Source organism: Sphingomonas fucosidasi, assembly GCF_036663855.1.
Lineage (GTDB): Bacteria > Pseudomonadota > Alphaproteobacteria > Sphingomonadales > Sphingomonadaceae > Sphingomonas > Sphingomonas faeni_B.
Genome location: NZ_JAXOJR010000003.1, coordinates 373371 through 398073, shown reverse-complemented (window position 1 = coordinate 398073; position 24703 = coordinate 373371). Strand labels below are relative to the sequence as shown.

General features: G+C 65.8%; 19 protein-coding genes. 7 read left to right on the top strand and 12 right to left on the bottom strand.

Annotated features, from left to right (window positions below):
• Positions 1–73 precede the first annotated feature (73 nt).
• Together U1737_RS08295 and U1737_RS08290 are read right to left on the bottom strand one after the other, a co-directional pair.
• Positions 74–967, bottom strand: coding sequence for a restriction endonuclease (locus U1737_RS08295; RefSeq protein ID WP_332796372.1), 894 nt, complete (start codon positions 965–967; stop codon positions 74–76).
• Complete coding sequence (locus U1737_RS08290; protein WP_332796371.1) at positions 964–1359, bottom strand: helix-turn-helix domain-containing protein; 396 nt, start codon at positions 1357–1359, stop codon at positions 964–966. Before U1737_RS08290 ends, U1737_RS08295 begins: the two co-directional genes overlap by 4 nt.
• A 371-nt stretch (positions 1360–1730) precedes the next feature.
• On the opposite strand from U1737_RS08290, the gene U1737_RS08285 reads away from it, so the two are divergent.
• Together U1737_RS08285 and U1737_RS08280 are read left to right on the top strand one after the other, a co-directional pair.
• The gene (locus U1737_RS08285) at positions 1731–2465 is read left to right on the top strand and encodes a DUF433 domain-containing protein (RefSeq protein ID WP_332796370.1); all 735 of its coding nucleotides are present in this window, start codon (positions 1731–1733) and stop codon (positions 2463–2465) included.
• Positions 2462–2911: a PIN domain-containing protein gene (locus U1737_RS08280; RefSeq protein ID WP_332796369.1), complete on the top strand. Its 450-nt coding sequence runs from the start codon at positions 2462–2464 to the stop codon at positions 2909–2911. Before U1737_RS08285 ends, U1737_RS08280 begins: the two co-directional genes overlap by 4 nt.
• A gap of 336 nt (positions 2912–3247) precedes the next feature.
• Here U1737_RS08280 and U1737_RS08275 read toward each other — a convergent pair whose 3' ends face one another.
• Positions 3248–4507, bottom strand: a complete 1260-nt coding sequence (locus U1737_RS08275) for a PIN-like domain-containing protein (protein ID WP_332796368.1) — start codon at positions 4505–4507, stop codon at positions 3248–3250.
• A gap of 490 nt (positions 4508–4997) precedes the next feature.
• Here U1737_RS08275 and U1737_RS08270 point away from each other — a divergent pair, with 490 nt between their 5' ends.
• From U1737_RS08270 to U1737_RS08260, 3 genes are all read left to right on the top strand, one after another.
• Positions 4998–6020 carry a hypothetical protein gene (locus tag U1737_RS08270; protein ID WP_332796367.1) on the top strand — a complete coding sequence of 341 codons (1023 nt, stop codon included), beginning with the start codon at positions 4998–5000 and terminating at the stop codon, positions 6018–6020.
• A gap of 92 nt (positions 6021–6112) precedes the next feature.
• Complete coding sequence (locus U1737_RS08265; protein ID WP_332796366.1) at positions 6113–7057, top strand: trypsin-like peptidase domain-containing protein; 945 nt, start codon at positions 6113–6115, stop codon at positions 7055–7057.
• 114 nt (positions 7058–7171) lie between these two features.
• Entirely contained in the window at positions 7172–7921 is a 750-nt protein-coding gene (locus U1737_RS08260; protein WP_332796365.1) for an XRE family transcriptional regulator, read from the top strand.
• Between the two features lie 194 nt (positions 7922–8115).
• Here the strand turns inward: U1737_RS08260 and U1737_RS08255 are convergent, their stop codons facing one another.
• A complete protein-coding gene (locus U1737_RS08255; protein ID WP_332796364.1) occupies positions 8116–9795 on the bottom strand; it encodes a hypothetical protein in 1680 nt (559 codons plus the stop codon).
• Between U1737_RS08255 and U1737_RS08250 the strand changes: the two genes are divergently transcribed.
• Positions 9772–10275, top strand: a complete 504-nt coding sequence (locus tag U1737_RS08250; RefSeq protein ID WP_332796363.1) for a hypothetical protein — start codon at positions 9772–9774, stop codon at positions 10273–10275. The two genes, U1737_RS08255 and U1737_RS08250, sit on opposite strands and share 24 nt — an antisense overlap.
• Positions 10276–10969: 694 nt before the next feature.
• On the opposite strand, the gene U1737_RS08245 is transcribed toward U1737_RS08250, so the two are convergent.
• The 5 genes from U1737_RS08245 to U1737_RS08225 are packed head-to-tail and all read right to left on the bottom strand — an operon-like array spanning position 10970 to position 18478.
• The gene (locus U1737_RS08245) at positions 10970–12304 is read right to left on the bottom strand and encodes a sensor histidine kinase (RefSeq protein ID WP_332796362.1); all 1335 of its coding nucleotides are present in this window, start codon (positions 12302–12304) and stop codon (positions 10970–10972) included.
• Complete coding sequence (locus U1737_RS08240) at positions 12301–12978, bottom strand: response regulator transcription factor (protein ID WP_332796361.1); 678 nt, start codon at positions 12976–12978, stop codon at positions 12301–12303. The genes U1737_RS08245 and U1737_RS08240 overlap by 4 nt, the downstream gene beginning before the upstream one ends.
• 9 nt (positions 12979–12987) lie before the next feature.
• Positions 12988–14391 carry an efflux transporter outer membrane subunit gene (locus U1737_RS08235; RefSeq protein WP_332796360.1) on the bottom strand — a complete coding sequence of 468 codons (1404 nt, stop codon included), beginning with the start codon at positions 14389–14391 and terminating at the stop codon, positions 12988–12990.
• On the bottom strand, positions 14388–17489 hold the full coding sequence (locus tag U1737_RS08230) for an efflux RND transporter permease subunit (protein WP_332796359.1): 3102 nt from the start codon (positions 17487–17489) through the stop codon (positions 14388–14390). Before U1737_RS08230 ends, U1737_RS08235 begins: the two co-directional genes overlap by 4 nt.
• On the bottom strand, positions 17489–18478 hold the full coding sequence (locus U1737_RS08225) for an efflux RND transporter periplasmic adaptor subunit (protein ID WP_332796358.1): 990 nt from the start codon (positions 18476–18478) through the stop codon (positions 17489–17491). The genes U1737_RS08230 and U1737_RS08225 overlap by 1 nt, the downstream gene beginning before the upstream one ends.
• Positions 18479–18607: 129 nt before the next feature.
• On the opposite strand from U1737_RS08225, the gene U1737_RS08220 reads away from it, so the two are divergent.
• Positions 18608–19387 carry a COG4705 family protein gene (locus U1737_RS08220; RefSeq protein WP_332796357.1) on the top strand — a complete coding sequence of 260 codons (780 nt, stop codon included), beginning with the start codon at positions 18608–18610 and terminating at the stop codon, positions 19385–19387.
• On the opposite strand, the gene U1737_RS08215 is transcribed toward U1737_RS08220, so the two are convergent.
• Genes U1737_RS08215 through U1737_RS08205 form a run of 3 tightly spaced genes read right to left on the bottom strand, consistent with a single transcriptional unit; the run spans position 19384 to position 24670 of the window.
• The gene (locus U1737_RS08215) at positions 19384–21843 is read right to left on the bottom strand and encodes a PepSY domain-containing protein (RefSeq protein ID WP_332796356.1); all 2460 of its coding nucleotides are present in this window, start codon (positions 21841–21843) and stop codon (positions 19384–19386) included. The genes U1737_RS08220 and U1737_RS08215 overlap by 4 nt on opposite strands.
• On the bottom strand, positions 21840–22511 hold the full coding sequence (locus U1737_RS08210) for a hypothetical protein (RefSeq protein WP_332796355.1): 672 nt from the start codon (positions 22509–22511) through the stop codon (positions 21840–21842). Before U1737_RS08210 ends, U1737_RS08215 begins: the two co-directional genes overlap by 4 nt.
• Complete coding sequence (locus U1737_RS08205; RefSeq protein ID WP_332796354.1) at positions 22511–24670, bottom strand: TonB-dependent siderophore receptor; 2160 nt, start codon at positions 24668–24670, stop codon at positions 22511–22513. Before U1737_RS08205 ends, U1737_RS08210 begins: the two co-directional genes overlap by 1 nt.
• Between the last annotated feature and the right edge of the window lie 33 nt (positions 24671–24703).

The window sequence follows — 24703 nt, the reverse complement described above, 5'->3', positions numbered from 1 at the left end:
GACGACCACCCACGTCGTTGCCAACCGCCATTCCCGGGCTGTGGAGGACCCGCAAACATTGAAAACGGCAACCTCAAACCGACGAGAGGAAGTGACTGTCCACCGTCACCTCCTCTATACGAATCTCGCGGACGATGACACCAAGACCGCGTTCCTTCAGCAGCTGACATAGAAGTTCGCCATCCACCAGATCGATGGCAGGCGCGCCATCGCGCGTTGCCTCACGCCGTGCGTCTGCCGTGAAGCTGCCCGTCGTGATGATTAATCCTTTGTCGGCTCGCCCCTGCATGGCACCCCGAAAATCCCGCACCATGGGAGACGAGACGGCGCCCGCGTAACGTTTGCATTGAAACAGGACCTGGAACGAGATCAGGTTCATGCGAAGAACACCGACCCCGTCTATGCCGCCATCACCTGATTTTCCCGTGACCTCGACCTTCACGAAGCCGCTTTCGCGCAGAAGCCGCTGGCAGAGCCGTTCGAAGGCGGAAGGGTCCATGGCCTTTAACGTCGCCAACAGCTGGTCCCGCCAGTCTGTCACTTCTCCCGTCGTGGTACCGTCTTCTGACAGTACCTCGACGGGTGGCACCTCTTCCGCAGCTTTCGCCTCGACGGCTGCCTTCCGCCTTGCCTGGTATTCGCGCATGGCGTTCACAACGCGCTCGCGAATGCCTTCCTCGCCAGTAGCCAGAGCGTTGCGCCCAGCCTCCGTCAGAACCCAAACGCCGCGGCGTTCGTTGGCTAGCAGCCCTGCCTCTTTGAGATAGCTCCGTGACCAAGCGACCTTGTTGGGAATGATCGGCGTACCGCTCTTTTCGTGGACGGCAGTCAGATCCTCGTCCGTGAACGCGAATTCCTCAATCAGCTTCTGCTCGATCTCCTCGATCGTAGCTGACCCCCCAAGCCCGTCCAGGAGCCGGATGATTGGAAGGTAGAAATCGTCTTTTTTGAGCTGGTTGGCAATCATACCACGGTCCTGCCAGCTTGAACCTTCTCCAGCTTTCTTCCGGACGCGGCACGAGGTACCATGGCATAGGGCCGGATCAAGACCGAAGCCGGGATCTGGAGTTCGTCATGAAGCCGGTTCCCGATAGCCATGATTGGCGTACGTCTGTGGTTCAGGAACTCCGACAGGCGCAAATTTGGGCCAGGCGCCGGGGCAAGCTTTTCACGCGAAATATGGAGATCAGCCACGAGCATTTTCGAGGCGTCCACAGCATCTACCGCCTTGATATGCCAGGCCTTCGCTTCATAGGCCGCTATCAAAGAGGACAAAACGCCAAAGCGATCGGCCTCCTTAGTGCCCGCCTTGAGCTCGCGGCTGAAGTGGCGCTCCGCCTCAGCAAGGCCAAATCGCAATCGGCTTGAGTGCTCGGCGGACGAATGTCCATCAGACGGTCTCCGGATTGAAATGGTCGTACTAAGCATACTTGCCCATGAACCTTACTAACGCTTGCGATTTGCCGCCATTCGGTTTCGGCCTTTAACGGCAGCTTACCGCGTCGCCGACCCAAAAGTGGTCCTTCTGCTTTCTGCCCAACGTTAGTCGCGCCGCATCGCCTGTCCGGGCCCATTCGTAATTTGGCACTCGAGTGGGTTATGCCCGCTGACTGGGGCGGCTCATGAAATATCTGGGCAACGCCCAGGTGAGATAGGTCCCGGCACAGCTGTCCAAACGCGAATTGCCATGTTTGCAATTCATCCCTAGATTGGGATCCATTGGAGGAATCATGCCCGATATTGAACCTGTCACGCTGCAGGAAGCCCAGTTTCTCGTTGGCAGGCCCGTCGACGAGATCAGCAAGGCGATCGAACGCGGTGAGGTGGAGAAGCGGATCGTCCTTGTCGTCGAGCCCGCCAAGTCTCCGCGCAAGAAGATGCGCCGCGGACCTCGCGGCCGGCGTTCTCCCACTCAGACCGTGCACGGGTATGTCATGCCAAAGACCGTCACACAGAAGGTCCGAAAGCTTGGCGAGGACGATCTGGTCTATTTGGCGCTTGGGCGGGATGTGCAGGAGAATTTTACGCCCAGCGCCCGTAAGCTTTTGTACCAGGCGATCAAGACCCGGCCGACCGGCGCCGACAAGGTCAGCATCGGCCCGGTTGATATCGCACTCAAACCCGCGATCATCCAGCTCATGAAGCGCTATCGGGCGCTGCAAGATATCCGCACAGGCATACTCGAGCGTTCGGGCTCGGAGCCGGTGTTCAAAAGCGCCGGAATTCCAGTCTATCTCATCGCCGCGCTGGCTGAGGGGCAGGGTGTCGAGGCGACCTTAGCGGACTATCCTACCCTCAAGCGCAAGCAAGTCGAACGCGCGCGCGACTATGCCCGCGCTTATCCGAAGAAGGGCCGGCCCTATCCGACCCGCAGCTTAAAAACTGCCGTATCCGAGCTTGCTGCTGTCGGCGTCTTTGCGCCGATTGAGGATCCCCAGGCGATGAGGCCGGAAGATTTCCAGTGACGCTTTACCTGATCGACGCCAACGTTCTTCAGGAAATGCACGCTGGGGGACATGCCAAGGTCCGCGCCTGGCAAGCGAGCGTCGATGATAATTTGCTACGCCTGAGTGTCGTTACGTTCCACGAAGCGCGTCTCGGTCTTGAACGCGAAAGGTTGCGGCGGGAGAGTGCTTCAAAAGACGCTAGCGACGTGTTAGCCAAACTTGCCGGGCTGGAGCTGATGGCGGTCGAGTTCGTCGATCGCATCATCGACATCGACCGCCGGGTCGCCGAGGAATGGGCTGTGATGCTCGCGACTGCCGGCAAGCACGACCGTGACACCGCACTCGCCGCAACAGCCCGCGTCCATGACCTCGTTCTCGTGACACGCAACGTCAAACATATGATCGGGCGCGACGTCCAAGTCCTCGATCCGTTCGTCAACAAGCCGGTGATAAAGCGCGTCTAGGCTTGCTCACCGGCGCCTCATCGCCGCAGCGGGATGAAATAGCGAACGCCATAGCCTGTAACCGGACGGATTATCGACGTCTTCATCGTTCCGTCCGGTTGTTCGGCGAGTTCGAGGCGCAGCACCGACATATCAAGTAAAGAAATCCCTATTGGATCGCCGTTAAAGCAGGCGATTGTGCGCAGAAGCGCATCAAAACACTAAACCAGAAACAGCTGGTGCATCTTCGCCTGCAAGATCGCGGTCGTAACGACGATCACAACTGTCATGCCCAACGGCACATCCTAATAGTATCGATAATATTCGCCCTGCAGCCCCGCCTGGGCAGCGAGGTCGTCAAGGGCCAGGATGGTGATCATCATCGTCAGTTGCATCGCTCGAGTACGCCTCTTCCGTAAGGCAAACTGCGGAATAGTCGATTCGGTACATGCCAATCGGCAGGGTGCTACCCCACTCCGCAGGTCGGAGGTGGACATTGAAGTCGAAGGTTGTTCCAGTCTTGGCGGTGACCCGGAGCGGTGGGCAGCCGTCGGGCGAGGAAATGACGGAGACGGCGAGCGCAGGGACATCGTCCAACTCAGGATCAAAGCGCCCGCTGCTTGTCAGGTTAAGGACCGCGCGCTGGAGGTCGATCTCGAGGATGCCGTGGTTCGCTTCGGGCTCCGCATCGTGGACAATCTGATTAACTTCGGCAGCGGGCGAGCTGCCGGCGCGACCGTGCGCGCGTCTGACGCCGACGCTCTTGATGTCTGCGACCGCCTCCTCGCTAACCTTCCGGCCGGCGAGCTCGTTGGCCAAGCGGAAGAAGTGCTCGGTCTGATAAAGGAAGACCGGCTGGCCGGTTGCGTGCCAGAACTCCTCGACCATCTCCTGCCTGGGTCCCAGCGTCTTGCCGGATTCTATCTGCCACCAGTCTTCGTCACGCTCCGAGGTGACTAAGATAACCGGGGCGGCCGCCGTCGTCCCATGATCGATGGTCTGCGCCCACAGCAGGTAGTCGCCGAAACTCCGGTCACCCTCCTTCTTATCAAGGTAGCCCGGGGGAATCTTCGCTTCGTGCCGCCTCCTTCCCTCGGCCAACAGCTCAGCGTGCCTCTCAGGGGACGGAGCCGGACCGACCCGCCCGTCGAATAACTTTAGCAGGCGCTCCAGAACCGGGTCCTCGTCTAGGTACTTTGGATGATCCGTCGTCACGTCGTCGAGATTTCCACGCGCCTTCGCCACTGCGCCGGATATCGCCGACGATAGATCGTCAAGAATTGGGGTGGGAATCAGGCGGTGGCCCTTAAGCTTAGAAATGCCGCCCGCGAGCGTCTTGTCCAGATCGTCTAAGCTCTTGGCCGCTTCCCTGAAGGTCTTCTCGGAAGAGGAGATTACCTTCTTTCTGTTGCGAAAGAACTCGGTCGCCGCTTGGTGCGAAAGCCAGACCCTCTCCTCGAACGACTCGAGAGCGGTGAGAATGCTTTCGCAGGTCTTCGAATGGTAGCGGTAGAGATCCAGTAGGACGTTAGTGTCCACCGTTAGGATCGCGCCTCCCCAAGCTTCGCGGGCTGCCGCGCTGGAGGAGTTCAAGTACCAGGCGAAATCGTTGCGCATTAGATTCGCATAACGTCTCTTTCGTGTCATGGCGAGCGTTGACAGACCGCATGCTGCTGAGAAAGCGTGAGCTTACCAGTGAACAGGCGACCGGTTTGGAAAATGCGCCTCAAGTTTCCTAGCAACCGTAGTTGGGTCCAACTTCAGCGAGCCACGGCCTCAAAGCGCGGGCTGATAGCTTGTATGTCCGCCTAGGATCTCTTCGACTCGGCGGAACGGAGAGCTCACGGGCGCGGGATGACAGCCTCGGCATCAGCCGAGACTGCGTTTCTGCCATCCGACCTAAAGGAACGCTCGTGAAATCGCAGCCATTTCGGTCACGGTCGGCAAGTGCTTACGCCGACGGGCAAAAGTATTGCCGTGATCTTGGGCACGACCTTGGCCAGAAGCGTGGCTGTAAGGAATAGCCACCTTCGACGCTCCTGTTTGCTGGTCGCATTGGGGTTCGATCCGGGGTTCAACCCATCGCGAGAATCCCCATGTTCGCTGCATGGCGAGGATCGACGACATCATAGCTGCGCGGCGCGGGCACAGGTTCTACGACGAGGAGCTTTGGGATTTCTTCGTGCACGTCGACGGGCGCCGCCTTGAGAACTTCAGCGAGGCCGACCTCCAGGTGAGGCTCGCGCGGATCGATCGCAACATCCAGCTCCTGGAGGAGGCGAGCGGTCCGCGGGACGAACTGCCACCGGAACGGGGCTGGCTGTCTCCATGGTTCTGGTTCCGCCTCCGTCACTGGGTCCTGGAGGAGATGAAGCTGCGCGGCGTCGATCCATCGGCCCCGCTCGACATTCAGCCCATGCCCGCGATGGCCCCCGAGTTCCGGGGCATCCATGCGGGAGGGGAGAAGCGACTCGTCCGCATCAGTCGCCGCGAGTGGATGATCGACGCGCTGGAACATGGTCGGCACCGCTTCGCGCCCGCGAGCTCATACCGCCTGATCGAGGGCGACGAGGCGCGGACCGATGACGAGATGGTGAAGGCCTACCGTCGGCCGGGGCGCGAGATAACGATTACTGGTCCCGATGGTCAGCGGATCGATGCGTTGGGCGACGTGACTTTCTCGACCGCTCGTGCGGTCGGCGATGGTCATGTCGAGACCCCATACTGGCTTACCTCATATAGCAGCGATCTCGATCCACGCCTGTTCGCGGACTTCAGTAGCGGTGACGGCGACGATGCGGCGCTTGTCGTATTCGATCCGATGGAGTTCATCAGGCGGTCCTTGCCGCACCTGAACCGCGCAGCGCCCCTGAGCGAGAAGCGGCTTGACCAGATCGACTATTACGACGCCTACCATCCCGCATCGCAGCGGTTGCACCCGCTGACGATGAAGGACACGCGCTTCGCGTATCAGCGCGAGTGGCGCATGACGCTGGATCCCGGCGACCGGGAGGATCTCGGCGAGGACGCGTTCTTCGTCGATATCGGCTCGATCGCGGACATCGCCGCGGTCTACGGCCCGGACGGTCGGCGGATCGCCGGCACCGGGCCCGACTCCTACCTCGCCTGATCCTACCGGGACGTTCGCGATCCCCTTCGTGGCCGGCGCCAATCTGGGCGTCAACCTTCCCCATCGCCCATGCGCATGCCAACCATGGATCCATGGATGTCACGGGTAAGCTGGCCGAACCGGATCTGACGCCTTTTCATGGGCAGAGGCTTCACATCGGGTCGGTCCTGATCCCCTTCGATGACGTGCATCCCCGCACGCGTTTGGTCGATCAGGACGCGCGTGGTGCCGTGTTGTTCATCGAGAGCGTTACCCCGGCAGGTGCGCATGTTCACGGGACTGCGTTCCTCGTCGCGCCTGGGATAGCTCTCACGGCCTGGCATACGATCAGTGCATGGGAGGAGGAGGGGCATTTCGGGGAGCCGGATCATGCCATCTTCGCGTGCGGAGCGATCGGTGCCGAGCTGCGTGTCTGGGAGGTGCGTTCGATCAACGGGCCGGTGGCCGGCGGTGACGTCGCGATGCTGATCCTGGCACCCCGCTTTGAGCTGGGCGAGGAGGTCGCCGTCTACCATTTCGCCCTGGCTGCCGCCTTCCCGGGGGTCGGCAGCCACGTGACGGCGCTCGGCATGCGTCTCGAACCCGCCGAGGCCGTGCTTCCTCTTCTACATGGCGATCTGCAGCTGCCGGTGATCTCGATCGCCACCGTGGTATCGACCGGCGCCGTCGAGGACAGGTATCCGAAGGGCATCCCGAGGATCGCGGCGCCTTGCCTCGCGGCCAACGTGTTCTCGATCGGCGGCATGAGCGGGGGACCGGTCTTCGACGAGACGGGGCACGTGGTTGGCATCGTTTCGGAATCGATCGGGAACGACGACGTCGACGACTACGTGACGTTCGTGTCGCTGATATGGCCCGCGACGCTGTTCGAGTTCGAGGGCGTCTGGCCACAAGGTCTGCTGCCTGCCGGATCTACGCTGCGGGACGCCTACGTTCGCGACGGGTGGAGGGTCTTCGCGACCACCGCGGGCGAACTGGCGTTCCTCGAGGGCGGTAGCCCGGATTTCATCGGGCCACCCAATTTCGCGCAAGGCTGAGGCGGTCCTCCACGGCCCTGCCGCTGGCATGATGTCCCTTCTTGCCGGATCGCCCGCGACGACTGAAGGGATTTTCGCCCTCGATTCCGCAGCGGCCGATGCCAGAATGGTCTCATGTCGATGCAGGTGAACAGCGTGGCGATAGCCGACCGGACGGGGCTGGCCGCATACGTAAAGTTTCAGCGCGAGCAGCTGAAGTGGAAGCGCGAACTCTTGGCGCCGATGGCTGGCGTCTCGCTTTCCACGATCGATCGCATCGAGCGCATCGAGCGCGTCGAGTGCGGCGAGCCGGTCCGTCCGGCGGCGCCCCAGTCGGTCGCAGGTGCGCTCGGACTGGAACGCGACGCCTTCACCCGGCCGCGCCCTGAGCTGAATGAGCGGGAGCAGGCGGACTGGCTAGACCGGATGCGCATTTGGCTCGAGACCCACGTGCCCGTGAAGGTCGCCCTGCTCCGCAACGAGGCGCAGCTGCGCTCGCTCGCCGAGACCCAGTTCGTCGTCTTCGATGGCGACCTTGGCGAGGCGGCCGCCGACGATCTCGGCGAGCTGAGGGACTGTCTCGATCTCGCCGGCTTCATTCTCGGCACGGTCGACGGGACCATCTCGCCGCCGCCCGAGCGAGGCTTCCGGATGCGCACGCTCTACGCCGACATCTTCGCTCATGTCCTTGAGATGGAGCGGCGGCATGAGGCGGTCTGTCTTGTCGGCACCTATACGGCCGAGACCGACATCGAATACCTTTCCAAGGCGCATGTCGGCGTGCTGGCGTTGAGGTCGAAGAGATACAATCCGGCTGCCATCAAGGGCGACACCCTGTTCGCCGAGCGTCGGATCGATCGCGGGTCGGTCGCGTGGGACCGGTGAGGAGGGATCGCGACAGCTTGCGCGCGCGCTTCGGCGACGTGTTCGTCGGAGAGTTCGCCCGCAGCCTGGCGCGCGGTGCCGTGGTGGCGACCGGGCTCGTCGCGATGGAGTTGGTCCGCTACATCCAGAGCTGACGGCTGCCGTGAACGGAACCACGACGCGGGCCGACCGTCCCGTTGGTGTTCACGCCGGTCTCAGTCCTTGGGGAACCTGAAGAAGCTGATACCATCGAACGTCGGCGACTTCGATCTGCGCGTCTTCAGTATGACCACGCAGTCGGTCGCGCCGAGCTTCTCCGCGAGGTCGTGGCCGATGAAGCGTGATTGGTCCGTCCAGGCTTTCGCGTTTTCCGGATGCTCGTTCGCCATGTGGACTCCGACGACGAACACCCGGTCACCCACCACCATCCTCGCCGATGGAGTGTTCCCGGCACCCTTGCCCCCGCCGTTGCGCCATCTGCGGACCATCGCAGCGATCCCCGCGAGCGTCGCCGGGCTCTGGTTGAGGATCGTTAGCAGGATGTCGAACCGGTGGCGATCGTCGGCCGCGTAGATCTCCCTTGCGATCAGCGCCCACATCGGCGGCAGCGTGATGCCCGGCGTCGCGAACTCGCGGCGATCGGCCCGCGGCGACGCGCGTCCGCGCACGGCCCCGTCAGCCTGCAGGAAGGTCACCTGTCTCCCATCGAGGGCGCGTGCATCCAGCACGAACCCGTTTCTCAGATACATAGATAGCAGATCCTGCTCGTCGCCGACGAAGTCCATTACGTCGTCGGTGGTCGCCCGCCTCGTCATGTAATGGAGGAACGAGATCTCGGTATCCAGCCGCTCGGATATCATCCTGAGCTCCGCCAGGGTCAGGATCGGCGCCCATTCTTGGTCATCTGTGAGTAGTCCCATCTCGCGGAACGGGCGGCGGCTGCTGCTTACCGAGGCGAACTGCTCGATGCAGACGCCGAACTTGTGGACGACGCTTGGCCAGCCCCGGTCGAACTCGACGATTTTTCCTGTGCGATCAACGATCTTGATGTCGTCGCGACGGGTCGCGAGCAGCGCCTCCAGCCGTGCGGCCTGGCGGCCCGGCTCGATGAAAAGATCCTCGAAGTTGGTCATGAGGCTTTTGATGCCGCCCCGCCGCGCAGCGGCCGCTAGCTTGCCCGACTTTGCCTCGAAGATCAGGACCTGCATGCCGATGACGGCGACCACGTCATGCTCGTAGAGCACCTTCGTGTCGGGATCCGTCCACTTTACCCCAACATAGGCCTTGGCCGACGGGAGGGAGAGGCAGACGATTCTCTCGACATCGTCCTCAAGATACCGTGCGCGGGCGTCCGAATACGCCTTGTTCAACTTGGCATCTGATCCCAGCAGCCCCTCGATGATCCGGAAGGGGAAGCTCACGATGAGGACGGGCAGGGGGATGAACAGTGTGTCGTCGTCGAGGGCGATGAAAGGTCGGTCCCAGATCGGGTTCGCGAGGTAGATGTTTGGCAGATCGGCCTCGGCGATGTCACCGAGCCGCATCGAGCGGGAGAACAGTGCTTCCGTGATCGGGTCGCCGAACTTGGCGACGAGGTCGGCGCGATCGAACAAGAACAACGGTGCGCATAGCATCTCCGCGACCTGGAAGCCGGCCCATCCCATCCCGTCCGCTTCCAGGGGACACCTTTCCGCGGACCGCCACAGGCGGCGGGCCCAGCTCGACCCCTCGAGCATGGCCCGCACGACTTCGCCCAGATCGGTGCCGGCCCGCAGGTTCTCTTCCGCCTTGATACGGTCGTAGAAACGCGGCCCGATCTGATTGAAGATCTCGAACAGCGCCTTTGCGAAGTCCGATGTGCGGAAACCCAGGTGCTTCTCGGCGGCGGCGTCCACGCGGCTGAACAGCGCGGGCAGGACGTCCGCCGCGTCGTCGCTGTTGAACACGTTCCGGTAGTAGACCGTTCGCAATCGCACGCTTCGGGCGAGGTGCGCAGCGTCATCCGCATCCTCGCCCGGCTCGGTCGCGGTCAGGTAGGCCGCCAAGTTTCGCCGTGCGAGTTCCCACATCCGGAATATCGATTTCGGAGACGCGGGCACCTGTCGGCCGGCGCCGGCGGCGATCGCGAACGCCTGAAGGATCTCGACATGGACCTGATCAAGCCCCGATCGTCCCGCGCCGATCTCGCCGGGACGCATCTCCCGCAGGAGCTGCTCACCCGATTTCGCGAGAAGCGCGACGACGTTCCGCGCCCGGAGGGACCCGAGAAGGGAAGACGTCGTCTCGGCCAAGGCGGCGGCGGCGTCGCCCTCGATGCGGCCGCTGCGCAACTGGGTCGGATCGATCTCGCCGTAGCCCGGGATGGCGCTCGATGACTGTCCAGGCTCGCGCGCCCCTTTCGCTTTCAGTCGGCCATTGGTCCGCGGAGACCGCTTCTTCGACATCCTAGTGCCCGACCTGCCTGCTTGACGTTCCGTTGGTTCGGGCATTCTAAAACAAGTTACAAAGGATCGCCTAGGAAAATGGTTCGGTGCGGCTGAGCCGGCACCAGGCTCGCACACGGATTTTGCAGAATCAGCGCAGCCTTGCCTGCAAAGGATACCCTCGGCGTGTTGGCGTCGTAGCGGAATAACTGATCCACATGCAGCGGTGGCTTAAGCCGATTTGCAGGATCGTGCCGGTGGCCGGGACAGTCGATCTCGAATGACGGTAAGTCCACACTCGGAATAGTTTGTCAGGCGTCATGCTGCCGGCCGCCCAGTCGACTTACAGGTAGGCGTTTCGTTCAAGAGGAGCTCTCTAAGCCGCGTCGTTAATGATGTGGAAGAGCTGGCACAGCGCCTTGAGGTTGCCAGGCGCACTGTTGCCGGAATCATGGCCAAGGTGTGCACAGGCCAACACGACCTTGATGGTCTCGACAGCGGCCGGATGGCATTATCCCGATGAACGAACGACTGCTTTCGGCGAGGCCGTAAGGAGCCCTGAATGTCGTCTTCTGGGTCAGCGCTGCGTCTGGGACTTCGTCTGTTTGGTCGCAGCCAACTATGTCGATGCATATAATGGGACAAATTACGTTGCTTCGAATTCCAGAATGATGCCGAAGCCGGGGCTTGACTGAATCGATACAGTGCCGCGGTGAATAGTCACAATAGCAGAAACCAGCGCCAAGCCTAACCCGTGACCTTCTGTCGATCGGCTTCGATCGGCGCGGGCGAAGCGTTGGAACAGGGTCGAGGCCTCTTCCGCGCTGACCCCAGGACCGTCGTCGGCAAGGCTTAGTTGTACACGCCGCCCGGCCTGTTCCAGTTTCATCGTGATCTGCGTTCCCGCTGGGGTGTGCATGACCGCGTTGTCTAACAGGTTGGTGATCAGGCGCTGGAGCAGCCGGCGGTCGCCTGCGATCGTCGCGGGCGCGATGGCGGTTTCCAGCATGTGGCAGGTGACTTCCATCGCCGGTCGGTATGCATCGGCCAGTTCGGTTGCGACCAGGCTCAGGTCGACCGCGCGGAACTGGGTTCGCGCGTGCATGCCCTCGACCTCGGCGATGCGCAGCAAGGCAGCGAAGATGTCGAGTAGCTCGCGCGCTTCGCCTGAGGCTGCCTCGATCGCGGTGCGCTGGAAGGCCCGATCGTCGCTATCGAGCGCTTCGTCCAGGCGGTGGTGTAGACGAGTAAGGGGGGTGCGCAGATCGTGCGCGACGTCGCTCGAGACCTGGCGGAGATTGTCCATCAGTCCGCCGATCCGGTCGAGCATCCGGTTGAGCGTGGTTGCCACGCTGTCGAACTCGTCGCCGCTGCCGGTCAGCGTGACGCGGCGGCCGAGATCGCCGTCGATGATCGCCAGCGCGGTCCGGTCGATCCTGCCGAGCCGCGTGCGGGTGACCGCGCCTACGACCCAGGCCGCAACGATCCCGAGCAGCAGCATCGCGCCGAACGCGCCCGCGAACAGCCGGAGAAGCGTTGCGTCCATCTCGTCGATCACTGCGCGATCGGCGGCGACGAGCAGGCGGTCGCCGCCGGGCAACAGCGTCGTCAGCGACTGCGCGATCTTGCGGTGGCCGCGGTCGGTATAGGCCAGGAGTTCGACGTAGCCCGGTGTCGTCGGCACGGCTGCGGAAAGCCTCCCGGCGACCGTGCGGCCCCCGGCGTCGACCAGGCGGTAGTCGAGGCTGGCCGTGCTGCGTGCGGCTTCGCGGCGGCGGATCGCCGCGGCGACACCCTGTGCGCCGTCGTCGCCTTCGTCGATCAGCGCCTGCGTTTCGGTGGCGATGCGGTGGTCGAGCTGCTGTTCGAGTGCCTCGTGCGTGGTCTCATAGGCGACGACACCGATCGCCAGCGTCGCCAGCGCGAAGCATAAAGCGACGAGCGCGACGAGCCCGAAAGTGCCACGCCACCAGCGTTTCATGTCGCGTCGCGGATCAGATAGCCGGCGCCACGCACCGTCTCGATCGGATCGCTGTCGAACCCTGCGTTGAGCTTCGAGCGCAGGCGGCTCAGATGCGTCTCGACGATATTGGTCTTCGGGTCGAAATCGAAATCCCAGACGCGTTCGAGCAGCATCGTCCGCGTCATCACCCGGCCCGGATGACGCATCAGTTCGGCGAGCAGCGCGAACTCGCGTGGCTGGAGCGTGATGCGCTGGCCCGCGCGCGCGACGGTGCGGCGGTAGAGGTCGAGGACGATGTCGCCTGCGACCAGCCGCGCCGGCTCGATCGCCGCGACCGGGCGGCGGCCGAGCGCCTGGAGGCGGGCGGCAAGTTCGGAGAAGGCAAACGGCTTGACCAGATAATCGTCGGCGCCGCCCTCCAGCCCCGCGACCCGGTCGGCGATGCCGTCGATCGCGGTCAGCATCAGCACGGGCGTCGCATTGCCGGCCGCGCGCAAGGCCCTGACCAGCGACAGGCCGTCGAGGCCCGGCAGCATCCGGTCGACGACCAGCGCGTCGAAGCCGCCTTCGGTCGCCTGGAACAGGCCGTCGCGGCCATCGCCGCTCGCGACGACGAGGTGGCCGAGTTCGGTCAGCCCGCGAGCGATGAAACGGCTGGTGTCGGGGTCGTCCTCGACGATCAGGATACGCATCGCCTCAGTCTAGCGCCGCCGTGGCGGTATGCCAGCCGCCACCGACCGACCCGCGGCGGTACGCCAGCCGCCACCGAGCGCGCGGAACAAGGCGACCTGCGCCTGCGCGACGCTCTGGTCGGATTGCGCCAGCGCCAGTGCGGCCTGCGTCGCGGTGCGATCCGCGTCGAGCCGGAGCAACGGCGCGGCATCGCCGAGCCGGACGCGGGCTGCGGCCCGGCGCGCGTAAAGCTGGCCCTGCGTGCGTGCCTCGCCCAGCGCGCGGTTGCGGCGGACCTCGGCGTCATACGCGACGAGCCCGGTTTCGACCTCGCGCAACGCCCGCAGCACCGTGACGTCCCAGCCGGCGAGCGCGGCGCGTTCGGTCGCGCGTGCTTGCTCCAACCGCGCGCGCGTGGGCGCCTGGTTGGGGAACGCCCAGCTTACCAGCGGCGAGGCAGTCGCGACCAGTCCGCCGGTCAGCAGGCCGATCGCCCCGCCCAGATTGACGCGCGGATACAGGTCGGCGCGTGCCACGCCGATCCGTGCCGCGGCAGCAGCGAGGCGGCGTTCGGCCTCGCGGACGTCCGGGCGGCGGAGCAGCAGTGCGGTGCCGTCGCCCACCGGTGCCGCGCCGCGCAGCTTTGGCGGCGCCGCGCACATCGTCGGGTTGGTACGAGCCTCGGCAGGCGGTCGGCCCGCCAGCGTCGCGAGGCGGTAGCGCGCATTGGCTTGCGACGCCTCGAGCGGGGCGAGCGTCGCGCGGGTCGACGCGAGCAGATTGGCGGCCTGCGACACTTCGAGCGGCGAGATCTCGCCGGCGGCAAGCTGATCGCGGACGAGAGCCACCGACCGCTGTTGCACGCGCATCTGCTCGCCGACGACGGCCAGCGCCTGCGTCGCGCCGCACAGGTCGACATAGGCGAGCACGGTGTCCGCAACGACCGCGACGCGTAAGCTGTCGAGGGCTGCGGCCTGCGCGTCGGCATCGGCACGCGCGGCGAGCGCGGCGGAGCGCAGGCGCCCGAACAGGTCGGTATCCCAGCTGGCCGTCAGCGCGAGGTCATAGTCGGTGGTCGGCACGTTGGACGAGGCGCTCGGCTGGCCGGCGCCGTTGTCGACGGTCAGCCCGCTCTCGATCGTCGTCTGCGGCAGGCGGAGAGCCTGAGCCTGACGCAACGCCGCACGGGCGCCATCGAGATTGGCATAGGCGACGCGCAGGTCGGCGTTGGCAGCGAGGCTTGCCGCGACCAGCCGATCGAGTGCCGCGTCGTTGTAGAGCCGCCACCAGTCGTCGGGCACCGATCCGATCGTCGCCGTTGGCAGATTGGCGAACGGGCCGGTCGCGGAAGCGGGGGCGATCGTCGGCGGCGGGGCGGGGGCCGTCATGCACGCGCTCGCCAGCAACGCGAACACGGGGGCGAGGCGCTTCATGCCGGGATCTCCGTGAGCGTGGCATCCGGTGTCGGCGCTTCCCTGCCGAAGCGGGCATAGAGCGCGGGCATCAGGAACAGGTTGAGGATGGTCGACGAGACGAGCCCGCCGAGGATCACGATCGCCATCGGATGCTCGATTTCATGGCCCGGTGCGTTGCCCGCGACGATCAGCGGCAGCAGCGCGAGCCCCGCACAGGCCGCAGTCATCAGGATCGGGATCAGCCGTTCCTCCGCGCCGCGGACGATCAGGCGCGGGCCGAAATCCTCGCCCTCGACCCGGCGGAGATGGTCGTAATGCGACAGCAACATGATCCCGTTCCTCGCCGAAATGCCGATGACCGTGACGAACCCCACAAGCGATCCGAGCGAGAGCACGCTGCCGGTCAACGCGACGCCGACCACCCCGCCGACCAGCGCGAAGGGGAGACTCAGCCCGACCAGCGCGGTGATCCGGGTCGAGCGGAACTCCATCCAGACGAGCAGCAGGATGCCGACGAGGCAGGCGAGCCCGATCGTCCAGAGCTTTTGCCGCGACTCCTTCAGCGCGGCATATTCGCCCATGATCTGCGGATGATAGCCGGTCGCGAACGGCACGCCGGCGACCGCAGCCTCGACCCCGCGCGCGACCGAACCGAGATCGGCGCCCTGCACGTTCAACGTCACGTCGAGCCGGCGCTGGCCGTTCTCGCGCTTGATCTCGTTGGGGGCGGGGACGATGCGGATGTCGGCGACGTCGCGCAGGCGCACGGGCGCGCCGGTCGGTGCCTGGATCATCAGGTCGGCGAGCGCCTGCACGTCGCCGCGGATCCGGGGTTCGCCCCAGAGCGCGACGTCGAACGCCTTCTGGTCGCGGTAGATCTCGCCGAGCTTCTGCCCCGCCACCAGAGTCTGCGCCTGGCGACGCACCTCGCCCGGCGTCAGCCCGAAGGTCACGAGATCGGCGGGGCGCGGGCGGATCTGGATCTGCGGGACGAGCACCTGTTGCTCGACGCGCAGGTCGGCGACGCCGGGGATCCCAGCGACCTTCGCCTTCACGCGCTCGGCGGCGGCGCGCAGTTCGACCTGGTCGGGGCCGAAGATCCGCACCACCACGGTCGCGCCGACGCCCGACAGCACCTCCTTGATGCGCTCGCGCAAATAGGTCAGCACGTCGCGGTAGAGACCCGGATAGCCCTCGATCACGCTTTTGATCTTCGCGACGCTCGCATCGTAATCGACGCCGTCGTCGAGGCTGATCCAGAGTTCGGTGAAGTTCGGACCTACGACTTCGTCGGCAGCTTCGGCGCGGCCGATATGCGCGCCGAAATTGCGCACGCCGGGGATCGCGCGCAGCTCCTTCGAGGCGCGGATCGTGATCCGGTCCATCGCCGCGATCGAGGTGCCGGGCTTCTCGACGAAGTGCATCAGGAAGTCAGTCTCGCGGAAATCGGGCAGGAACTGGTCCTTGAAGCTCGCGTAGCCGATCCCGGCGAGCAGCAGCCCGCCCGCGACGATCCCCATCGCCAGCACGGGCCGCGCGATCAGCCGTGGCAGCGTGCCCGCGTAGCGACGCTTGAGCGAGGCCACCAGTCGCGTGTCGCGCTCCGCCGTCATCGGCGCGTTCGGCAGCAGGAACAGGCAGAGCGCGGGCGTCACGACCAGCGCGACCAGCAGCGACGCGCCGATCGCCAGCACATAGGCGGTCGCGAGCGGCCGGAAGAACGTCCCCGCGACGCCGCCGAGGAAGAAGATCGGCAGGAACACGAGCATCACGATCAGCGATGCGAACACCACCGCAGTCCGCACCTCGAGCGAGGCGGAGAGGACGACGTCGAACGCCGATTTCGGGTTGCCCGCCTCACGGTTGAGCCGCAGCCGTCGCGCGATGTTCTCGACGTCGATGATCGCGTCGTCGACCACCTCGCCGAGCGCGATGACGAGCCCGGCGATAACCATCGTGTTGATCGTCGCGCCGCTCCACAACAGCATGAGGCCCGCGCCGAGCAGCGACAACGGGATCGCGACGAGGCTGATCGTCGCCTGCCGCCAGTCGCGCGTGAACACGAACAGCACGATCGCCACCAGCAGACAGCCGATCATCAGTGCGTGCGTGAGGTTGTCGATCGACTTTTCGATGAAGGTGGCCGGGCGGAAGATCGTCGTGTCGATCTTCACGTCGCGCGCGCCGGGGCGGAGTTCGGCGATCGCCTTCTCGACATCGCGGGTGAGCTGGAGCGTGTTGCCGGTCGGCTGTTTCTCGACGATCAGCATGATGCCGGGGCCATCGTCGATGATCGCGTTGCCGATCGGCGCAGCGAAGCCCTCCGTGACGCGCGCGACATCGCCGACGCGGACCGGCGCATCGCCGGCGATCTTGACGACCGTGCGCGCGAGGTCGGCGGCGGTCTGCACCGCGCCCGCCTGTTGCACGGCCAGCCGCTGGTTGGGCGTGTCGACGAAGCCACCGCCGCCGACCAGCACCGCATCGCCGGTCGCAAGCCGCAGCTCGTTCAACGTGATGCCCGCCGCGCGCAACCGGTCCGGATCGACCAGTACCTGCAACTGGCGATCGCGATACCCCCACACCGCCACGTTGGCGACGCCGGGCACCGCCATCAGCCTCGGCCGGATCGTCCATCGAACCAGTTCGGACAGCTGCATCTGGTCGAGCTTTTTCGACGAGATGCCGATCTTCATCGCCCGGCTGGTTGACGACAGCGGTGGCAGCATCACGGGCGGACGCGCCGCGGTCGGTAGGCGGCCCTGCACCTGCGTCACGCGCTCCTGCACCAGCTGGCGCGCGCGGATGACGTCAGTGCCGCGGTCGAACAGGATCGTCACCGACGAGAGGCCGAGAACCGATTTGGAGCGCAGCGTCGCCAGATCGGGCACGCCGTTGACCGCGGTCTCGACGGGCACGGTAATCAGGCTCTCGACCTCTTCGGTGGACAGCCCCGGTGCCTCGGTCTGGATCTCGACGATAGGCGGCGCGAATTCGGGGAAGACGTCGAGCGGCACGTCGGTCGACGCGCGGATGCCGAGCACGACGAGCAGAGCCGCCATCGCGAGGACGAGGACACGCTGGGTGAGCGCGGCACGGACGAGTGCGGCGAGCATCAGTGCGCCACCCCGAATTCGGTACCGAACAATTCGGCGGCGCCGATCGTGATGACCTCCGCGCCATTCGATAGCCCGCGCGACAGGATCGCGCGGTCGCCCTGCGTCGAGGCGACCTCGATCCGCTGGCGGACATAGGTGTTAGGTGCGGTCTTCGCATACACCCATTCGCCGCCGTTGATGTCGCGGACGATCGCGCTGGTCGGCACCGACATGCCGCTGGAGGTCGCGCCCGTCATCGGCAGCGCGACGCCGACACGCTGGCCGATCCGGTAGGCGCGGTCGCGGTTGTCGAGCGCGAAATACAGGTCGACCGTTCCCGCGACGGCATTGGCCGACGGTGGAGCCTGCACCGGACGCGCGGCACGCAGCGTGCCCGTCTCGCCGAGCGGGCGGATCGTCGCGCCGCGACCGCGCTCGATCGCGGCGACGTCGGTGCCGAACACCGGCACGCGGACCCAGACCGTCGACTGGTTGCCGAGCGACTGGATCGCCGGGCCGAGCAACCGGCGCTGTGCGACCGCTGCGTCGGCGGCAGCCTGCGCGGTGGCCAGTGCGGCGGCGGCTTCGTCGCGACCGCGGATGCTGCCGGCCTCCTCGCGCACCAGCGCCTCGGCACGTCCCAGTGCGATTCGTGCCAGCCCGACCTGCGCCCGGCTCCGCGCGACTTCGCCGTCGGCGGCGACCTGCTGCGTCCCAAGCTGTGCCAGGTTACTCACGGAATTGGTGGGCACGCCACCCGCGCCCGCCGGGACGACGATCTCGCCGCTCGTGTCCCGCGTCGCCGATGCGCTCCCGCTGCCGACCCGGACCGTAACGATACCCAGCCGCGCCTGTGCCTCGCGGGTCAAGGTCAGCTTCAGCAGGTCGCTCTCATGCGCGACCGCCTCGGTCTTCGCGGGCTGCGTCTGTGCAGGCGCGGGCTCGCTCCCGCACGATGGCAGCGCCAGCAGGGGAGCGAAGAACAGGATTGGACGGGGCATGGTCATGCCCCGTCCTAGCACCGCCCGATTGGGAGCAGCTTGCGGCCACTATACCATTTCCCAATGTTCGCGGGCGCCCCTTCGCGGGGTGTAGGCGGAGGTCTAGACGTCGCGGCGTTCGTTGGAGATCGCGCGATGCCCCTGTCAGACCCAGCCCGTGCCGCCCTTATCAAGGTGCCGGCGGTCACGCTCGGTTTCTGGATCATCAAGATCCTCGCGACGACGCTGGGCGAAACCGCCGGCGATACCGTCAGCATGTCGATGAACCTCGGCTATCTGGTCGGCAGCGCGCTCTTCCTCGGGGCGCTGGTCATCCTGGTCGCCTTGCAGATCGGCGCGACGCGCCATCGTCCGTTCCTCTATTGGGCGACGATCATCGCCTCGACCACCGCGGGCACGACGATGGCGGACTTCGCCACACGCTCGCTCCGGATTGGCTATGCCGGCGGGTCGGCGCTGCTGCTGACGCTCGTGCTGGCGGCGCTGTTCGCCTGGTATCGCACGCTCGGCTCGATCGCGGTCGCGACGGTCCACGAACCGCGCGCGGAACTGTTCTACTGGATCACGATCACCGTCTCGCAGACGCTCGGCACCGCGCTCGGCGACTGGTTCGCCGACACCGGCGGGCTTGGCTATACGGGTGCGGCGGCCATTTTTGCGGCCGGCCTCGCGCTGCTGATGGTCTTGTATGTCACGACGCGCGTTAGCCGGGTAACGCTGTTCTGGTCAGCGTTCATCCTGACCCGCCCGCTCGGCGCCGCGGTCGGCGATTTCCTCGACAAGCCGGTCGATCATGGCGGGCTCGCCTTCAGCCGTCCGCTGGCGTCAGCTGCGTTGGGCGTGGCGATCGCGCTTCTGATCGCCCTTGCCAGGAACAGGGACCGTTCGGCTGCCGTGACCGTGGGACCTGCTTAGTAGATGTCGCGACAATATCTGCCCTGTTCGGCCATCTCCTCGAGCCGCGCATCGCCCAGGATGGCGCGTAACGCAGCGTCCACGGCGCCCGCCATGCCGGCCAGGCTGCCGCACACATAGATGGCGGCGCCACGTTCCACCCATTCGAGCATCTCGTCGGCAGCATCGGCAACCAGATGCTGGACGTAGCGGCCACACGCCGCGTCACGCGAAAAGGCACGATCGATCCGGGTCAGTGGCCCCTTGGCGGACAGCGCTTCCAGTTCCGCGGCGAAAGGCCGGTCGTGAGCACCCGACCGCTCGCCGTACAACAGCCATGCCGGAGCACCGCCAACGACGGCGCGCGCGCGCAGATGCGCCATCAGGCCGGCAAGTCCGGTGCCGTTGCCGATCAGGACGATCGGTACGGTCGGGTCGGCGGGCGCGAACCCCGGGTTGTCGCGGATGCGCAGCAGGACGGCGGCACCGATCGGCGCGACCTGCGTCAACCAGCCCGAACCGATACCGAGCCCGCCGTCCGGAGCCGGACATGCCCGGACAAGAAGTTCGACCGCGCCGGAGGCTGCGATGGAGGCAATCGAGTAGTCGCGGTGCGCGAGGGCCTGCAGCGGAGCGTCGCCGTCGCCGTCGCGCAGCACTTTGTCCATCAGCGTGTCACGTGACGCCGGATCGACGGAACGACCGACGCTGGCCAGCCAGCGATCGACGCGGGCCGGATCGTGGCGCGGCAGGACTTCGGCGATCGCACCCGGTGCCCAGATGGCCGGCATGTCGGGTGTCAGCACGACCCGGTAGACCGCGCCGCCCGGACTGCCCGGATTGACGTGCTCGAGCGACACGAGCGTCCACGGCGCATAGTCCGCGCGTTGCCAGTCGGGCTGGATCGCGGCGCCCGCAATCGCGGAGAGCTGTTGTTGCCAGTGCCGCTCGGCATCGATGTCCGCGCCATCGAGATCGACGCGGTCGAACAGCCGACGTCCACCACTGGCATGCAGCCACGCATCGACGCGGTGCCCAAACGCGCAGAAATCGGGATATTCGCGGTCGCCAAGTGCCAGCACCGCATAGTCGAGCGACCCCACATCGATCGAGGTCGCCATCGTCGTCGCCTCGAATTTGCGGGCACGATCGGGGGCGTCGCCTTCGCCGTAGGTCGCGACCACGAACAGCGCGCGGTCGGCGGCACGCAAGGTCTCGGCATCAAGCGTCGCCAGCGCGCGGATGGTCGCGCCGGGAAAGGCCGCCGCGCTCAATCGGGCGATGCGTTCGGCATTGCCGGTCTGCGAGGCGTGGACGACCAGCATGTCGCGACCGATCGTACCGGTCGATGGGGTGGTCGCCGCCGACACCGCCGCAAGCGCGCGCTTCGACCGTCGCCGTGCGAAATACAGCAACAGCCCGGTGACCGCGAACAGCGGCATGGCAAGGCTGCTCGCGAACAGCAGGATGCGGCCGGCGAGCCCGAAAAAGGCGCCGGTATGCAGCGCGTAGAAATTCGCTGCGATCGTCGCGCCCGGTCCGCGCTGGGCGTAGCGCTCGGCTTTCAGGAGCGCGCCGGTGGCCGCGTCGAACCGCAGCTCGTCGGTCATCCGGTCGAACCGTGCCGCGTGGGGCAGCATGCGCATGACGACGGGCTTGTCGCCGGTCGGAACCGTGATCGCGACGCGGTCGAAGCGGTTGCCTTCGCTCGCGACGAACCGCGTCCACGCCGGTGCCAGTGCCTGCGGGGTGCCGGTAGGGTCGCCGCGTCGGCCATCATCCTTGCCGACCTTGCCGGTCAGCACATAGGTCGCGCCGCGCTTGTACCAGTCGTACGACCAGGTCAGCCCGGTCAGCGCGCTGAGCAAATAGAACACGACCAGCCAGCCGCCGATCACCGCATGCAGCGTGCGGTACAGGTTACGCCCGGTCTTGCGCAGGTCGAGCACGAGCCAGGATCGCCAGTCGAGCGCGCGCCGCGGCCAGCGTAGATACAGCCCCGACAGCGCGAAGAAGATCAGCGACAGCGCGGCAAACCCAGTGATCTGCCGCCCTACGCCGTTCGGTCCGCCGGGCAGCGCGAACCAGCGATGCAGGTCCATGACCGTGCGGAAGAACGCCTCGCCGGTCGCGGGGCCGAGCAGGATGCCGGTGCGCGGGTCGACGAACAGGTGCGTGCCGCGGCGGACCCCCTTCGGCGGCGCGAAGGTCACCTCGGCCGCCAGCGTCGGATCGCGTTCGATCACGATCTGCGTCACGCGTGCGCCGTCGCGCTGGTGCGAGGCGGCCGCGATGATCCGGTCGGGGGAGAGGCGGGGCAGGGGCGAGGGCGCCAGCGTGACCACGCCGGGGCTCAGCGCGGCCATGATCTCGTCCTCGAAGCTCATCGTCGCGCCCGTGACGCCCATCAGCGCGAGCACGAGGCCGGCGGTGATGCCGAGGAACCAGTGGATCTGGAACAGGACGCGGCGGGTCATTTCCGGGCGATCGCCCAGTCGATCGCCGCGTCGAACAGGCGAAGGCCCGCCGGCGACAAATTGGTAAAGCCGTCGTTGTTCAGGAACAGCATGACGCGCCGCGCCGGCGCCAGCGTCTCGTAGTCCATCGTCGCGCCGGCCTCGTACCCGAACACCGCGGCCTTTTCGGGCTGGCCATAGATCGTCGCGATCGTCGTCGCGCCGAGGCCCGGCTTTCCCCAGCTCATCGGCGCCTGCCTGACATAGACGTTGGCAATGCCCGCGGGCAGCCCTGCCGCCATCGTCTGAGGCGCGTTGACGATCCACACGAAGCGCTCCTTTTCCGCCTCGCCGAAATCGACGTCGTGACGCTTGCCGGTCATCGCGAGGTCGTCGAGCAGATCGTTCTCCCAGGTGACCAGCGGCACCGCGAGGGCACGCCAGCCGGGCTTCACGTCCTTGCCTGAGACGCTCGACGAGATCACGACCAGATCGGTGTCGCGTGCCGAGGCGGGATCGGCGCCCTGATCGACGAGGCGTACCGCAAAGCCCCGCGCGGCGAGGTGATCGCGCACCTTCAGGTCGGTGGCGGCGGAGGGGCCACCGTGCTGCATCACCAGCGCCGCCGTCGGTGCCTTGGCGGCGACCGGCGACGCGCTGGCGAGCGCGAGAAACAGAGCCCACTTCATCACAGGCGGAAGCTCATCGTGCCGATCGCGCGGCGTGGATCGCCGATCGCGACGCCGTAGACGTTCACCGCGGAGGTGTAATAGGTCTTGTCGAACACGTTCTTGAGGTTGAACTGGAACGTGACGGCCTTCCCGGCCAGCATCGTGTCATAGGTCACGAACGCGTCGGCGACGGTATACTCGGGCAGGCGGAAGCTGTTCGCGTTGTCGCCCGGCCGCCGCGCGACATAGCGCGCACCGCCGCCCAGCCGCAGGCTGTCGTCGCTCGCGATCCGCCCGACCTCGTACGCGGCCGACAGCGACGCGGTATGCGGCGCGACGTTGGCCAGTTCCTTGCCCGCGAAGACCGGGTCCTCGGTGGTGCGGGCGTGCGTGTACGCATAGCTGCCGATCAAACTCAGCGCCTTGGTGATCCGTCCGGCGATATCGAACTCGACACCGCGCGAGATCGCCCGGCCCGCGGTCCGGTATTCGGTGAGGCCGGTCGCGGTGTTGAACTGCGAGACGAGCACATTGCGCTTGTCGATGTCGTACAGCGCGAGCGTCGCGGTGATCCGGTCGGGCACGTCGAGCTTCGCACCGACCTCGAACGATCGCCCACGCTCGGGTGCGAACCCCGATCCGATCGTCACGCCACTGGCGAGCGGCGCGATCGTCGACGTGGGCTTCAGCGAGCGGGTATAGCTCGCATACAGCGAGAACACGTCCGCCGCCTTCCAGACGAGCCCGGCCTGGGGGACGAACTCCCAGTCGTTGAGGTCGGTGTTGGCGACGAACGGGCGTCCGCGTCCGGCGCGCTGGTCGAACCCGACCAGCCGTCCGCCGGCGCTGACGATCCAGCGGTCGCCGAGATGGATCGAATCCTGCGCGAACAGCGAGTAATTGTAGAGGCGATCGGTCTGGTCGCTGTCGCTTGCCGAGACCGTCGTCGGGAATGCTTCCAGTCCATAGACCGGGTTCACATAGCTGAACGTCGCGCGGACCGCCTGCCGGATCAGGTCGCGACGGTAATAACGGCGATACTCGCCCTCGATCCCGACGATCACCTGATGGTCGAGCCCGAGCAGTCCGAACCCGCCATCGACATAGGCCTGCGCATAGGCGTCGGTGCTGAGCGATCCAAGCGTCGCATCGTTGCTGCGCGTGAGCGTACCCCGCGCGACGTTGACACCGGACACGCGGAGCTGGCCCGCGTCGTAGGTCTCGCTGTTGAAGCTGGACGCCAGATGCGCCGCCCAGCCGCCGCCAAGCTGGTGGTCGACGGCAAGCTGCACGAGATGGCTCGACCCTGCCATTATGTTGTCCACGTCGTCGAGCCGCTGGCGGCGCGGGACCGCGAGCGGCGTCAGCGTGCGGGGATCGAGCGCGGTGCCGCGATCGAACGGATAGTCGAATTTCCGGTACTCGTACCAGATCACCGCCTGGGTTTTCGTCCCGTACCAGGCAAGCGACGGCGCGATCAGCGTGTCGCGGCGCTCGCCGAAATTGCGCCAGTAATCCTCGTCCTGATGATCGACGACGAGCCGTGCGGCGAAATTGCCGCCGAGCGATCCGGTCAGGTCGGCCATACCCTCCAGCCCCGACCGGCCCGCCGCATAGCTCGATCCGGTCAGCGCGACGTTCAGATGCGTTTCGAGCAGCGGCTTCTTGCTCACGATATTGATGACCCCGCCCGGATCCATGATGCCGTAGAGCAGCGAGGAGGGGCCCTTGAGCACCTCGACGCTCTGCGTGGCGGCATTGAACGCGCGGCCCTGCACCACCGGCGTCCCGTTGTGCATGACCGATCCGTCGCGATTGCCGCCGAAGCCGCGCTTGAGCACCGTGTCCTGCGTGCCCGCCAGCGTATTGCCCTGCGTGATCCCGCTGACGTTGGTCAGCACGTCGTCGAGATAGCGCGGCCGCTGATCGCGAATGACCTGCGCGGGTACGACGTTGACCGTCTGCGGCGTATCGAGCGGCGATGCCGCGGACCGCAGCGTCGATGCGTCGGGCGTCGGCTTGTAGCGATCGTCGGCAGCTTTCGGGGTGGGCGATGCCCGCGCGGTAACGACGATCTCCTGATCTGGATCGACAGGCGACGCCATCGTCTCCGCCGATGCGACCCACGGTGTGCAGAACGCGGTTACGGCGAGCAGGCAGCATGAACTATTACGCACGACATTCCCCCGAGAAGCTCGTGGCGCTTACGG

Coding starts and splice junctions, on each gene's coding strand:
- U1737_RS08270 (WP_332796367.1), top strand. CDS start 4,998: ATGGCGAGGATCGACGACATCATAGCTGCGCGGCGCGGGCACAGGTTC.
- U1737_RS08215 (WP_332796356.1), bottom strand. CDS start 21,843: ATGACCCGCCGCGTCCTGTTCCAGATCCACTGGTTCCTCGGCATCACC.
- U1737_RS08230 (WP_332796359.1), bottom strand. CDS start 17,489: ATGCTCGCCGCACTCGTCCGTGCCGCGCTCACCCAGCGTGTCCTCGTC.
- U1737_RS08285 (WP_332796370.1), top strand. CDS start 1,731: ATGCCCGATATTGAACCTGTCACGCTGCAGGAAGCCCAGTTTCTCGTT.
- U1737_RS08220 (WP_332796357.1), top strand. CDS start 18,608: ATGCCCCTGTCAGACCCAGCCCGTGCCGCCCTTATCAAGGTGCCGGCG.
- U1737_RS08260 (WP_332796365.1), top strand. CDS start 7,172: ATGTCGATGCAGGTGAACAGCGTGGCGATAGCCGACCGGACGGGGCTG.
- U1737_RS08245 (WP_332796362.1), bottom strand. CDS start 12,304: ATGAAACGCTGGTGGCGTGGCACTTTCGGGCTCGTCGCGCTCGTCGCT.
- U1737_RS08225 (WP_332796358.1), bottom strand. CDS start 18,478: ATGACCATGCCCCGTCCAATCCTGTTCTTCGCTCCCCTGCTGGCGCTG.
- U1737_RS08295 (WP_332796372.1), bottom strand. CDS start 967: ATGATTGCCAACCAGCTCAAAAAAGACGATTTCTACCTTCCAATCATC.
- U1737_RS08275 (WP_332796368.1), bottom strand. CDS start 4,507: ATGCGCAACGATTTCGCCTGGTACTTGAACTCCTCCAGCGCGGCAGCC.
- U1737_RS08240 (WP_332796361.1), bottom strand. CDS start 12,978: ATGCGTATCCTGATCGTCGAGGACGACCCCGACACCAGCCGTTTCATC.
- U1737_RS08235 (WP_332796360.1), bottom strand. CDS start 14,391: ATGAAGCGCCTCGCCCCCGTGTTCGCGTTGCTGGCGAGCGCGTGCATG.
- U1737_RS08210 (WP_332796355.1), bottom strand. CDS start 22,511: ATGAAGTGGGCTCTGTTTCTCGCGCTCGCCAGCGCGTCGCCGGTCGCC.
- U1737_RS08265 (WP_332796366.1), top strand. CDS start 6,113: ATGGATGTCACGGGTAAGCTGGCCGAACCGGATCTGACGCCTTTTCAT.